This is a genomic window from Flavobacteriales bacterium (genome assembly GCA_016713875.1).
In the GTDB taxonomy this organism is placed as follows: Bacteria; Bacteroidota; Bacteroidia; order Flavobacteriales_F; family PHOS-HE28; genus PHOS-HE28.
Window position 1 is genome coordinate 3,475,616 of the sequence record JADJOI010000003.1, and the last position, 12,316, is coordinate 3,487,931.

The 12,316-nt window shown below is 64.8% G+C and carries 10 protein-coding genes and 1 tRNA gene; 6 read left to right on the plus strand and 5 right to left on the minus strand.

The window, feature by feature from the left end; all coding sequences use genetic code 11:
* Nucleotides 1-14: 14 nt before the first annotated feature.
* Both IPJ87_16195 and IPJ87_16200 read right to left on the minus strand, forming a co-directional pair.
* Nucleotides 15-914 (minus strand): T9SS type A sorting domain-containing protein, encoded by a 900-nt coding sequence (locus tag IPJ87_16195; GenBank protein ID MBK7943389.1) that lies wholly within the window; start codon nucleotides 912-914, stop codon nucleotides 15-17.
* Between the two features lie 283 nt (nucleotides 915-1,197).
* Nucleotides 1,198-1,285, minus strand: a tRNA-Ser gene (locus tag IPJ87_16200).
* A 79-nt stretch (nucleotides 1,286-1,364) separates the two neighbouring features.
* Between IPJ87_16200 and dusB the strand changes: the two genes are divergently transcribed.
* Nucleotides 1,365-2,357, plus strand: a complete 993-nt coding sequence (gene dusB / locus IPJ87_16205; protein MBK7943390.1) for a tRNA dihydrouridine synthase DusB — start codon at nucleotides 1,365-1,367, stop codon at nucleotides 2,355-2,357.
* On the opposite strand, the gene IPJ87_16210 is transcribed toward dusB, so the two are convergent.
* Complete coding sequence (locus IPJ87_16210) at nucleotides 2,354-3,586, minus strand: FtsX-like permease family protein (protein MBK7943391.1); 1,233 nt, start codon at nucleotides 3,584-3,586, stop codon at nucleotides 2,354-2,356. The genes dusB and IPJ87_16210 overlap by 4 nt on opposite strands.
* 46 nt (nucleotides 3,587-3,632) lie before the next feature.
* On the opposite strand from IPJ87_16210, the gene IPJ87_16215 reads away from it, so the two are divergent.
* A complete protein-coding gene (locus IPJ87_16215; GenBank protein MBK7943392.1) occupies nucleotides 3,633-4,331 on the plus strand; it encodes a hypothetical protein in 699 nt (232 codons plus the stop codon).
* A gap of 32 nt (nucleotides 4,332-4,363) precedes the next feature.
* Here IPJ87_16215 and IPJ87_16220 read toward each other — a convergent pair whose 3' ends face one another.
* Nucleotides 4,364-5,173 carry a class I SAM-dependent methyltransferase gene (locus IPJ87_16220; GenBank protein ID MBK7943393.1) on the minus strand — a complete coding sequence of 270 codons (810 nt, stop codon included), beginning with the start codon at nucleotides 5,171-5,173 and terminating at the stop codon, nucleotides 4,364-4,366.
* Between the two features lie 128 nt (nucleotides 5,174-5,301).
* Nucleotides 5,302-5,640, minus strand: a complete 339-nt coding sequence (gene rbfA, locus IPJ87_16225; protein MBK7943394.1) for a 30S ribosome-binding factor RbfA — start codon at nucleotides 5,638-5,640, stop codon at nucleotides 5,302-5,304.
* 76 nt (nucleotides 5,641-5,716) lie between these two features.
* Here rbfA and IPJ87_16230 point away from each other — a divergent pair, with 76 nt between their 5' ends.
* The 4 genes from IPJ87_16230 to infB all read left to right on the plus strand — a co-directional run bounded on the left by IPJ87_16230 (nucleotide 5,717) and on the right by infB (nucleotide 12,076).
* Nucleotides 5,717-7,546: an ABC transporter ATP-binding protein gene (locus tag IPJ87_16230; GenBank protein MBK7943395.1), complete on the plus strand. Its 1,830-nt coding sequence runs from the start codon at nucleotides 5,717-5,719 to the stop codon at nucleotides 7,544-7,546.
* Between the two features lie 105 nt (nucleotides 7,547-7,651).
* Nucleotides 7,652-8,116 carry a ribosome assembly cofactor RimP gene (locus IPJ87_16235; protein MBK7943396.1) on the plus strand — a complete coding sequence of 155 codons (465 nt, stop codon included), beginning with the start codon at nucleotides 7,652-7,654 and terminating at the stop codon, nucleotides 8,114-8,116.
* A gap of 7 nt (nucleotides 8,117-8,123) precedes the next feature.
* On the plus strand, nucleotides 8,124-9,362 hold the full coding sequence (nusA, locus tag IPJ87_16240; GenBank protein MBK7943397.1) for a transcription termination/antitermination protein NusA: 1,239 nt from the start codon (nucleotides 8,124-8,126) through the stop codon (nucleotides 9,360-9,362).
* Nucleotides 9,363-9,406: 44 nt separating this feature from the next.
* The gene (infB, locus tag IPJ87_16245) at nucleotides 9,407-12,076 is read left to right on the plus strand and encodes a translation initiation factor IF-2 (GenBank protein ID MBK7943398.1); all 2,670 of its coding nucleotides are present in this window, start codon (nucleotides 9,407-9,409) and stop codon (nucleotides 12,074-12,076) included.
* Nucleotides 12,077-12,316: the final 240 nt, after the last annotated feature.

Below are 12,316 nucleotides of genomic sequence, written 5' to 3' on the forward strand. Positions count from 1 at the left end.
GACAGGTTGCTCCACTACTGGAGGCACAACCGTGTGTGATAGCGATGCTTGTCGGGAGCATGCAACTCCAGCAAGTAGGCCCCGCGTGGCAAGGCGGACACGTCGAGGGTCGCATCGCCACGGATCTGAACCGTTCGTATGACGCAGCCCTGCATGTTGCGGATCGTCGCGACCACCGTGGCCTGCGGTTCATCAAAGCGGATGTGCAGCTGTGTCTGAGCGGGGTTCGGGTGGATCTTGAAGCGCACCTGATCGGCGGGTTCATCGATCGAAACAATGGTCCATGTGCAGTCATCCGCATACGGGTCGATATAGAACAAGGAGTCATGCTCATGGAAGCAGACAAGGCTGGTGCCTGCATCTGCCATGAACGATGAGTGGGTCAAGGGACCTTCCGTGCTGCCGATCCCCTCGATCCAGACCTCCGCCCATGGAAAGTCCAACGCGGTCAGATGCCATCTTCGTCGCATGGTACCATTGAGCATGACCGTATCGAGCGCGTTTACCTGATACGCAACAGGACCCGATCCGAAGGCGGGTGGTTCAATGACGATCGTGTCACCCTCTGTACCGGTGAGGTCATAGATGCTCAACGCGAGGCTGTCACCCGGTGGCAGGAACTTCCATACGCCCAGTTCGTCGCGAAGGGCACCCGCATAGACTTGGTCCAGGCCATCGAGGACCGTGTCTTCGTTCCATACGATCTTCTTGTGGACGAGGCCATCGATCAGTGTGTCGCCGGCCATGCCATAAACCCGCCACGGCTCCGTCGCACCCATCGACCATAGATTCACTTGCCATCGAGCGGTCGCATCGGGGAAGATGAAGCTCCCCTGTGCTTGGACCATGGTGTCAGTGAACAGGGATAGCCCAAGTAGCGGCAGGAGCAGGGATCCAGATGGCCGGATGTCCATGGGAGTCAAGGATCGGACTTGTGCGTTGCCGAAAGCTACACCGCGTTGACGAGCGCAGCGTGAAGGACGCTGCTTGACGTTGACCTTCTCGAAGCGGTGAAGTTCCTCATGATGCCGGTTGGAGAAATGGCGCTTGATCCTCTGCGCTGCTGTTCAATGGGGCGCCTCCTTCTTGGATGATGGAGCCCTGTCTAGTGCGGCCCGGCCCTCTATCCCTCTTGCGGTCGTGAGCCATCCGCACCCATCCATGAACAACAAGCCCCGCTTTCGCGGGGCTGATCGGCGGAGAGAGAGGGATTCGAACCCCCGATACCCTGTTAAGGTATACGCACTTTCCAGGCGCGCGCCTTCAACCACTCGGCCATCTCTCCAAGGAGCGCGAAAGTAGCGAATGGGAGCATCCCTGGCCCCGCCCCTGCCCCTCCCGTACCTTTGCCGGCCCCTTTCCACATGCCCCGCATCGGTCCCATCGAGCTGCCGGAGTTCCCGTTGCTGCTGGCCCCCATGGAGGACGTCAGCGACCCGCCCTTCCGCGCGCTGTGCAAACAGCACGGGGCCGATCTGATGTTCACCGAGTTCATCAGCAGCGAGGGCCTCATCCGCAAGGCCGCCAAGGGGCTGAAGAAGCTCGACATCTTCGAGGCCGAGCGCCCCATCGGCATCCAGCTTTTCGGTGGTTCCGAGGACGCCATGGAGGAGGCCGCACGCATCGCCGAGGCCGCCGGGCCCGACCTCATCGACATCAACTACGGCTGCCCCGTGCATAAGGTGGTGAGCAAGGGCGCCGGCGCCTGCCTGCTGCTCGACGTGGACAAGATGGTGCGCCTCACCGAGAAGGTGGTGAAGGCCGTGAAGCTGCCCGTGACCGTGAAGACGCGCCTGGGCTGGGACGACAAAAGCAGGAACATCATCGAAGTGGCCGAGCGCCTGCAGGATGTGGGCATCCAGGCCTTGAGCATCCACGGCCGCACGCGCGCCCAGCTCTACAAAGGTCCGGCCGACTGGACGCTGATCGGCGAGGTGAAGAACAACCCGCGCATGCACATCCCCATCTTCGGCAACGGCGATGTGGACACGCCGGAGAAGGCCGTGGAGAACCGCGACCGTTACGGCGTGGACGGTGTGATGATCGGTCGTGCGAGCATCGGCCATCCGTGGATCTTCAACGAGATCAAGCATTACATGGCCACGGGCACGCACCGCACGCCGCCCACCGTGGCCGACCGCGTGGAGGCCGCCCGCCAGCACCTGCTCACCTCCATCGCGTGGAAGGGTCCGTGGGAAGGCGTGGTGGAGATGCGCCGGCACTATGGCAACTACCTCAAGGGCCTGCCCAACGTGAAGGAGGTGCGGCTGCGCCTGTGCACCGAGCGTGATCCGGCGAACATCGAGGCGATCCTGGACGAGGTGAAGGCCACCCACGCGCTGGCCGCCGTGGCCTAGGCGCTCTGGAGGAAGCGGCGGCTCAGCGCGCGCAGCGGCAGCCAGGTGGTCAGCAGCCCGATGACGGCCACGGCGCCGATCACCAGCAGCAGATCGCCGGGCAGCACCTGCACGGGGTAGCTGTCCACCACCGAGCCGCTGAGCGTGAGCAGCCCGAAGCGTTGCTGGGCCCAGCAGAGCCCCAGCCCCAAGGCGAGGCCGGCCATGGCGCCCACGCCCACGATCAGCAGGCCTTCGATCAGGAACACGCGCCGCACCAGCCGCTCATCGGCCCCCAGCGCCATCAGCGTGCGCATGTCGACCTTCTTGTCGATCATCATCATCGTCAGCGAGGCGATGATGTTGAAGGCGCCGATGAGGCCGATGAAGCTCAGCACCACGAAGGTGAACCACTTCTCGCTGGCGTTGGTGCTGTACATCAGGGCGTTCTTCTGGTGCCGCGTGCGCACGGTGCAGCGGTCGCCCAGGGCGCTGCGGAGGGTCGCGGCGGCGCGGTCGGCATCGGCCCCTGCGGGCAGCTGTAGTTCCACCGCGCTGGCCTCGCGCTCATAGTGCAGCAGGTTGGCGCCCAGCTCCAGTGGCAGCAGCACGTAGCGGGTGTCGAACTCCATGTTGATGCTGAAGGTGCCGCTCACCGCCACGTCCACCTGCTCGAAGGCGCGCCGCTGGTAGGTGCTCAGCTTGCGGCCGCGCACCGGAGCGCTGATGCGCAGGGGCGTCAGGATGCCGTCGTCCAGGGGCACGCCCAGGTCCATCTTGAGGCCCAGCCCCAGCAGGGCCGTGGGCCCCTGAACGCCTTCCAGCACGGGCTCGCCGCTGAACAGGTGGCGTTCCATGCCGCTCATGGCCAGGTACTGCGGCTCCACCGCCTTCAGGGTGGCCACCGCCTGCTGGCCATTGCCTTGCAGCAGCACGTTCTCCTCGATCACCCAGCTGGCCCGCTCGGCGCCGGCGGCCGTGCGCAGCGCCTCCACGTCCAGGCTGTCGCGCCACAGGGTCTTGCCGCGGGCCGGCGTGATGGTGAGGTCCTGGTCGAAAGGGCTGTAGATGGAATCCACCAGCTGGTTGATGCCGTTCAGCGTGCTGAGCACCACCACCATGGCCCCGGTGACCACGGCCACCACCACGATGCTGATCCAGGTGATCAGGTTGATGGCGTTGGTGCGACGCCCGGTGGCCTTGCGCGACGCCAGCAGGTAGCGCCGGGCGAAGAGGAGAGGGAGGTTCACGGCGTGAAGATCGGTGGTCACCTATCTTCGATCATCGGTGAACCCGATGAACCTCCGTTCAAGTCTGGTCTGCCTCACTTTGCTGCCGGTCTCGATGTTCGGTCAGTGGGAGCTGCGTGTGATGGCCGGCGGTGGTGCAGGGCGGATCCGGACGGACCTCTACCCGGTCACGGGCCGAGGGGAGTATCAGGTCGTCGATCATCGCTTTTCCTGGTGTGTTGGCGGAACCTTGTCGCACGCGCTCTCACGCCTCCTCCAGTTCAGCACGGGCCTTCACTGGAGCTTTATCGCTGGTCACGATGAGCACTGGCACCCAGGCGTGATGATCCGATCGACCGACCGGGCGGTGCATTCCCTGTGCCTGCCCATGATGGTGGACGTGAGCCTTTGGCGATTCCGGATCGGTACCGGACTCCAGGTGGCCACACCCCTCGTCGAACGCGGGACCTTCCGGACCTTTCCGTCCGCGAACGGGTATGGAACGCCGACCAGTGAAGAGGTCGATGACATGGGGTTGAAACACACGGACTTCGGGGCTGTGGCCAGCATCGATATCCAGCTGACGAAACTGACCCAGGCCGGTTTGCGGTACTACCATGGCCTCCAGGACGTGAAAGACCATACCGACGGGTTGATCTCCCCGCTCATGAACCAGCAGCTCGTTCTGACGTTCGGCTACCGGATATTGCCCAAGCGAAAGCCCAAGGCGAAGGAAGCACCCGTTGAACCTATGCCTACAGAATAGGGTTGCTGATCACACGAGCACATGGCACTTGGCTACTTCCACGCCTTCACGATCAGCCCCGTCCCCGTGGGGTGCTTCATGCGCACATCGGCCATGTTCAGCACGAAGGCGATGGGGTAGGTGATGAGGTAGTAGGCCGGCAGGATGAGGAAGAAGAGCTTGCTGGTATTGAGCATCAGCAACGGCCATTTCATGCTCAGCTTCCAGCTGATCTTGCCCGGGGTGCCGTAGCTGTAGCGCGCCTCCACCCGGCTGAAGCCGTTGCGCAGGCATTTCGCCTTCAGGTCGTCGATGTTGTAGCCGTCGCGAACGTGCTCCTCGATGAAGGAACCCTCGCCCTCGTCGTGCACGTCGCTGCCGCCCTGGTCGCTGGGCGTGCTGATGATGAGCATGCCGCCGGGCTTCAGGGAGCTGCCGTAGCACCGCAGGGCCGCCTCGTCCTCCAGGATGTGCTCCATCACATCCACGCACACCACCAGGTCGAAGCTGCCGGGCTGCTGGAACCGGGTGACATCGCCCACCTGGAAGCTCACCTGTGGGCGACCGATGGCGCGGAAGAAGGCGTTGCAATCGGCCACCTGCTCCTCCTTCACATCGATGGCGGTGATCCGCGCCTTCGGCAGGCGCCCGCTGAGCCAGTAGCTGTATTGGCCGTATCCGGCGCCGGCGTCGTACAGGTGCAGCGCCTTGTCGCCCACGCCGCGGGCCCAGGCCCTCAGCTCCCGGTGCACATGCCAGGCGCGCAGCAGCAACAGGTCCAGCAGGCGATAGAACAGCCGGCGCAGGAAGGGTGAGCGCTTGAAGACGGAGCCGAGCTGGCGCTTGACGGGGTCGTATTGCATTACCCTTCGGGAATTACCAATGTGGACATGAGGCGAAAGTGGCGTTCGTCATGCGTGGCTTCGATGCGGCTCGAAATGGCTCCACGTATCCACCTTCCCACGTGATCACATTTCCGCATTCGCACATTCTACTTCTTCAGGAGCTTGTCGATCTCCTCGGCCCGGTCGAGTGAATCGTCCACGTAGAAGAGCAGTTCGGGCACCACGCGCATCTGCCGGCCGATGCGTCGGCCCAGGAGCCCCCGCAGGTGATGGGCGTCGTCGCGGATGCGGTCGAGCGCGGCCTGTTTGTCCTTCACGGGGAAGAGGCTGAGGTAGGCCTTGGCCACGCCGAGGTCGGGGCTCACGCGCACGGCGCTGACGGTGATGAGGCTGCCGGGCAGCAGGCGCCGGCCCTCGGTCTGGAACACCGCGGCGAGCTCCTCCTGCAGCAGGCTGTTCACCTTGTTCTGTCGGATGCTGTCCATCGGTGGCGAAGATACCCGGCCGCGGCGGCGTGGGCGGCTACCTTTGGCCCCGCCCTGTGGGAGCGGGGATCCAGGCATGCGCAACTTCTTCCGCGTCCTGCGCTATGCGCGGCCTTACCGGGGCTACGCGGTGCTCAACGTGGTGTTCAACCTGGGGAGCACCGTGTTCCACCTGGCCTCGCTGCTGGTCTTCATCCCTTTCCTCAACCTGCTCTTCGGCCAGGCGCCGCCGCCCAGCGCACGGCCCGCGGTGGACCTCAGCCTGGAGGGCCTCAAGCGCCTGCCCGAGCTCTTCAACTGGCGGATGGCCACCTACATCCAGGAGCACGGGCAGATGGGGGGGCTGATCTTCATCTGCGTGGTGGTGGCCCTGTGCTTCCTGCTGAAGAACCTGTTCCGCTACTTCGCCTTGTGGGCCATCGGCATCCTGCGCAACCGGGCGGTGCGCGACCTGCGCAACGAGGTGTACGACAAGATCCTGGACCTGCCCATGCGCTTCCACACCGGCGAGCGCAAGGGCCACACGATCGCACGCATCACGCAGGACGTGCAGGAGGTGGAGTTCAGCATCATGAACTACATCGAGATGGTGTTCCGCGAGCCCATCACCATCGTGCTGTCGCTGGCGCTCATGATCGGCATCTCCTGGAAGCTCACCCTCATCGCGCTGCTGCTGCTGCCCCTGAGCGGGCTGCTGATCGGCCGCATCGGCAAGAGCCTGCGCAAGGAGGGCCTGCGGGCGCAGCAGAAGGCCGCCGACCTGTTGAGCACGGTGGAGGAGACCCTCACCGGCATGCGGGTGGTGAAGGCCTTCAATGGCGAGGAGCAGATGCGGCGGCGGTTCCGGCGAGAGAACGAGATGCTCAACAAGCTGAACGTGTTCACCCTGCGCCGGCGTGACATGGCCTCGCCCCTCAGCGAGTTCCTGGGCGCCCTGGTGATGGTGACGCTGGTGTACCTGGGCGGCAGCCTGGTGATCGGCCAGGACGCCAGCCTGAGCGGGGGGGCCTTCATCGGCTACATCATCCTGTTCAGCCAGCTGCTGGCGCCCGCCAAGAGCTTCACCACGGGCTATTACTGGATCCGCAAGGGCGGGGCCAGCGCAGAGCGCATCTTCGAGCTGCTGGCCGTGGACAATAGCGTGAAGGAACGCCCTGATGCCAGGCCCATCACCGCCTTCACCGACCGCGTGGTCTTCGAAAGCGTGCGGTTCGCCTATGACGAGCGCCCGGTGCTTCGCACGGTGGACCTGGTGCTGCCCAAGGGGCGCAGCGTGGCGCTGGTGGGCACCAGCGGCGGGGGCAAGAGCACGCTCGCCGGTCTGCTGCCGCGGTTCTACGACGTCACCGGCGGGCGCGTGCTGATCGACGGTCAGGATGTGCGCGGCCTGAAGCTCAAGGACCTGCGCGCCCTGATGGGCATCGTGACCCAGGACAGCATCCTGTTCAACGACACGGTGGCCAACAACATCGCCTTCGGGCAGCCGGGGGTGGCCACGGCCGACATCGAGCGGGCGGCGCGCATCGCCAACGCCCACGACTTCATCACACGGCTCGACCACGGCTACCAGACCGGCATCGGCGATATGGGGAACCGCCTGAGCGGGGGCCAGAAGCAGCGCCTGGCCATCGCCCGGGCGGTGCTGAAGAACCCCCCGATCCTCATCCTCGACGAGGCCACCAGCGCCCTGGACACCGAAAGCGAACGGCTGGTGCAGGATGCGCTCTTCCGGATGATGGAGGGGCGCACCAGCCTGGTGATCGCGCATCGGCTGAGCACGATCCAGCACTGTGACGAGATCTGCGTGGTGGTGGACGGCGCCATCGTGGAGCGGGGTACGCACGCCGGTCTGCACGCTGCGGGGGGGCATTACCGCCGGTTGTGCGATATGCAGGCCTTCGACTGACCTCCGCTTGGCCGTTCGCCGCTGATGCGTACATTTGCCCCGTCAGTCGGTTGAGCGAGGAAGAGGGGACCGCCCCTCTTTTTTGTTCCCCGGCGGTCAGGCACGATGATCACCGAAGGGCACATGCGGGAAATGGTGGAACGCCATCTGGCGGGCACCGGTCATTTCCTGGTGGACGTGGAGGTGCGCCCCGGCGACAAGGTGGTGGTGGAGGTCGACGACCCCCAGGCCATTACCCTCGAGCAGCTGGTGGCGCTGAACCGCGCCCTGCGCGCCGACCTGGATGCCCAGGGGCATGACCTGGAGCTTCAGGTGGGCAGCCCCGGCATGGGCCGTCCCTTCAAGGTGCCCGCCCAGTACGCCAAGCACACCGGCCGCCTGGTGGTGGTGAAGCTCGCCGACGGCCGCGCCCTGGAGGGGCGGTTGGAGTCGATGGACGCCGCCGCCATGAACCTCCGGCCGCTGATCCCGAGCAAGGTGAAGGGCAGGCCCGACAAGCTGGACGACAACGTGCTTGCGCTGCCTTTCGGCGACATCCGATCCACACAAGCCAGCTTAAAGTTCAATTGACCGTGCCATGAGCACCGTGAACCTCATCGAATCCTTCGGGGAATTCAAGGACATCAAGAACATCGACCGGGTGACCATGATGGGCATCCTGGAGGACGTGTTCCGGGGGGTGGTGAAGAAACGTTTCGGCGAGGAGGCCAACGTGGACATCATCATCAACCCCGACAAGGGCGACCTGGAGATCTGGCTCAACCGCGTGATCGTGGAGGACGGGATGAGCGAGGACGACAACCTGGAGATCGAGCTTAGCGAGGCCCGCAAGATCGAGCCGGACTTCGAGGTGGGCGAGGAGGTGAGCCAGGAGGTGAAGATCGTCGACTTCGGTCGTCGCAACATCTTGAGCCTGAAGCAGAACCTGCAGAGCCGGATCCTGGAGTTGGAGAAGGACCACCTGTACAACAAGTACAAGGAGCGGGTGGGCGAGATCATGACCGGCGAGGTGTACCAGGTGTGGAAGCGCGAGACGCTGATCCTGGACGACGAGGGCAACGAGCTCATCCTGCCCAAGGACCAGCAGATCAAGAGCGACTTCTTCAAGAAGGGCGACAGCGTGCGGGCGGTGGTGTGGAAGGTGGAGATGCGCAACAACACCCCGGTGGTGATCCTGAGCCGCACTGCGCCGGAGTTCCTGGCCAAGTTGTTCGAGCAGGAGGTGCCCGAGGTGGCCGACGGCCTCATCACCATCAAGCGCATCGTGCGCGAGCCGGGTGAACGGGCCAAGGTGGCCGTGGAGAGCTACGACGACCGCATCGATCCGGTGGGCGCCTGCGTGGGCATGAAGGGCAGCCGCATCCACGGTATCGTGCGCGAGCTGCGCAACGAGAACATCGACGTGATCAACTTCACGAGCAACGAGCAGCTGCTGATCCAGCGGGCGCTGAGCCCGGCCAAGATCGGCAACATCAAGCTCAACGTGGAGCACAAGCGCGCAGAGGTATACATGAAGCCCGATCAGGTGGCCCTGGCCATCGGCAAGGGCGGGCACAACATCAAGCTCGCCAGCCGCCTCACCGGCTACGAGATCGATGTGTACCGTGAGACCGACGAGGTCACCGATGACGTGGACCTGGAGGAGTTCGCCGACGAGATCGAGCACTGGATCATCGATGAGCTGAAGACCATCGGCTGCGACACGGCGCGCAGCGTGCTGGACATCCCGGTGGAGGAGCTGGTGAAGCGGACCGACCTGGAGGAGGAAACGATCAATGAAGTGGTGCGGATCCTGAAGGCGGAGCTGGAGGGCTGAGCCGGGGACCGCACGGAGAACGGCGAACGGACAACGCGAACTGAATGAGCGAAGCAGCGGACAAGGGCGTGCGATTGAGCAAGGTGGCCCGCGAGTTCAATCTCGGGCTCCACACCGTGGTGGAGTTCCTGGAGAAGAAAGGCCACAAGGTGGAGAGCAACCCGAACACGAAGATCGCCGGGGACCTCTATGAGCTGCTGCTGGCCGAATTCGGTTCGGACAAGGCCATCAAGGAGCAGAGCAAGGCCACGGTGCAACTGCGCCAGGAGCGGGAAACGATCAGCCTAGTGCCCGAAAAGCCCTCGGCCCGTCCAGTGGTCGAGGAACCCGTGCCCGCCCCTGCACCTGTGGCCACCGAGCCGGTGGCCGCACCGGAGGTCAAACCGGCCACCGAGACCATCAAGGCCAAGGTGGAGAAGCCCGCCGTGAAGGTCCTGGACAAGATCGACCTGGCCCCGCGCAAGAAGGCCGCCGCTGCGCCCGCCACCCCGGTGGAAGCGACCCCGGCGCCAGTGGCCCCCGCCGCCGCGGCCCCGTCCGCCCCTGCCGCGCCTGCGGCCCCGCCCCCGCCCGCTCCGGCCGAACCGGAGCTGATCCGTGCACGCGCCGAAAAGCTCACCGGTCCCAAGACCGTGGGCAAGATCGAACTGCCCGTGGAGCGGGAGCGCAAACCGGCCGACCGCGGTGATCAGGGCGGAGAGCGCGGACGGCGCAAGCGCATCGTGAAACCCGGGCCCGTGAACGTGGACCGGGCCGTGCAGCAGGAGCAGCGCGACGCCGCCAGCCGCCCCGGTGGCCGCCCCGGCGAGCTCGACGAGAACGCCGTGAAGAAGAAGGTGAGCGAGACCCTCGCGCGCCTGACCGGCGGCAAGAGCAAGGGCGCCAAGATCCGTCGCGACAAACGCGCCGAGCGTTTCCAACGCTTCGAGGAGGAGCAGGCTGCTCGCGAGTTGGCCGGCAAGACCCTCAAGGTCACCGAGTTCGTCACCGCGAGCGAGCTGGCCTCGATGATGGGCGTGCCCGTCACCGACATCATCAAGGCCTGCTTCAGCCTGGGCCTGATGGTGAGCATCAACCAGCGCCTCGACGCGGAGACCCTGTCGGTGATCGCCGATGAATACGGTTTCAAGGTGGAGTTCGTGGGTGCCGAGGTGCAGGAGAACATCCCCATGGAACCCGACGACGAGCGCCGCATGGTGCCACGCCCGCCCATCGTCACCGTCATGGGCCACGTGGACCATGGCAAGACCTCCCTGCTGGACCATGTGCGCAAGGCCAACGTGGTGGCCGGTGAGGCCGGTGGCATCACGCAGCACATCGGTGCGTACAGTGTGCAGCTGAAGAACGGCAAGCACATCACCTTCCTGGACACCCCGGGCCACGAGGCCTTCACGGCCATGCGCGCCCGCGGCGCCCAGGTAACGGACATCGCGATCATCGTGATCTCCGCGGACGACAGCGTGATGCCGCAGACGCGCGAGGCCATCAACCACGCGCAGGCCGCCGGCGTGCCGATGGTCTTCGCCTTGAACAAGATCGACAAGGAGGGGGCCAACCCCGATAAGATCCGCGAGGAGCTCAGCCAGATGAACATCCTGGTGGAGGAGTGGGGGGGCAAATTCCAGAGCCAGGAGATCAGCGCCAAGAAGGGCCTCGGTATCGAGAGCCTGCTGGACAAGGTGCTTCTGGAGGCGGAGATGCTGGATCTGAAGGCCGACCCGGCCAAGCGCGCCATGGGCGTGGTGATCGAGAGCACGCTGGAGCAGGGCCGCGGCTACGTCACCACCATCCTGGTGGAGGGCGGCACCCTACGCAAGGGCGATGTACTGCTGGCCGGCCAGTTCAGCGGTCGCGTGCGCAACATGTTCAACGAACGCGGGCAGGCCGTCAACGACGCGGGGCCCTCCACGCCGGTGTCGATCCTGGGCCTCGATGGTGCGCCCAACGCCGGCGACCATTTCTACGTGCTGGAGGATGAGCGCGAGGCCCGCCAGATCGCCACGCGCCGCCAGCAGCTGCAGCGCGAACAGGGCATCCGCACCCACAAGCACATCACGCTGGATGAGATCGGCCGCCGCCTCGCCATCGGCGACTTCAAGGAGCTGAACATCATCGTGAAGGGCGACGTGGACGGCTCGGTGGAGGCGCTCACCGACTCGCTGCTGAAGCTCAGCACCGAGAAGATCAAGGTGAACGTGATCCACAAGGCCGTGGGCCCGATCGCCGAGAGCGACGTGCTGCTGGCCACCGCGTCCGACGCCATCATCATCGGGTTCCAGGTGCGACCCACCCCCGGCGCGCGCAAGCTGGCCGAGACCGAGGAGATCGACATCCGCCTCTACTCCATCATCTACGACGCCATCGAGGAGATCAAGCAAGCCATGGAGGGCATGCTGGCGCCCAAGGAAGTGGAGAAGGTGGTGGGCACCGCCGAGGTGCGCGAGACCTTCAAGATCAGCAAGGTGGGCACCGTGGCCGGCTGCTTCGTCCTCGACGGCAAGCTCAAGCGCACCAACAAGGTGCGTGTGATCCGCGATGGCATTGTGGTGTACACCGGCGACCTCGGCACCCTGAAGCGCTTCAAGGACGATGTGAAGGAGGTGACCCACGGCTACGAGTGCGGCCTCAACGTGGAGAAGTTCAACGACATCAAGGTCGGCGACCACGTGGAGGCCTTCGAGCTGGTGGAGGTGAAGCAGACGCTCAACGACTGATCGGTGCGACGCACCGTCGTCCGCAGGGCCGCCCATCGGGCGGCCCTGCGACGTTCAAGCGGTGACATGATCGCGGGCGAGGGCGGTCATCGACCGCCAGGGCCTCTGCGATGCTTGGGGCCGGGAAGTATGTATGGCCATACATACTTCGGCTGAACGCCGATGACGGCCAAAGTCCCTCTATTACCTTGTTCTTGAGGGTGTTACTAATTTCTGCCCACCGCTGATGGTCGGTATCAC

What these genes read in the sequence shown, in the direction of transcription:
- rbfA (MBK7943394.1), bottom strand. Translation starts at nt 5,640, where the DNA reads ATGGACAGCATCCGACAGAACAAGGTGAACAGCCTGCTGCAGGAGGAG.
- IPJ87_16220 (MBK7943393.1), bottom strand. Translation starts at nt 5,173, where the DNA reads ATGCAATACGACCCCGTCAAGCGCCAGCTCGGCTCCGTCTTCAAGCGC.
- IPJ87_16230 (MBK7943395.1), top strand. Translation starts at nt 5,717, where the DNA reads ATGCGCAACTTCTTCCGCGTCCTGCGCTATGCGCGGCCTTACCGGGGC.
- infB (MBK7943398.1), top strand. Translation starts at nt 9,407, where the DNA reads ATGAGCGAAGCAGCGGACAAGGGCGTGCGATTGAGCAAGGTGGCCCGC.
- dusB (MBK7943390.1), top strand. Translation starts at nt 1,365, where the DNA reads ATGCCCCGCATCGGTCCCATCGAGCTGCCGGAGTTCCCGTTGCTGCTG.
- IPJ87_16215 (MBK7943392.1), top strand. Translation starts at nt 3,633, where the DNA reads ATGAACCTCCGTTCAAGTCTGGTCTGCCTCACTTTGCTGCCGGTCTCG.
- IPJ87_16195 (MBK7943389.1), bottom strand. Translation starts at nt 914, where the DNA reads ATGGACATCCGGCCATCTGGATCCCTGCTCCTGCCGCTACTTGGGCTA.
- nusA (MBK7943397.1), top strand. Translation starts at nt 8,124, where the DNA reads ATGAGCACCGTGAACCTCATCGAATCCTTCGGGGAATTCAAGGACATC.
- IPJ87_16235 (MBK7943396.1), top strand. Translation starts at nt 7,652, where the DNA reads ATGATCACCGAAGGGCACATGCGGGAAATGGTGGAACGCCATCTGGCG.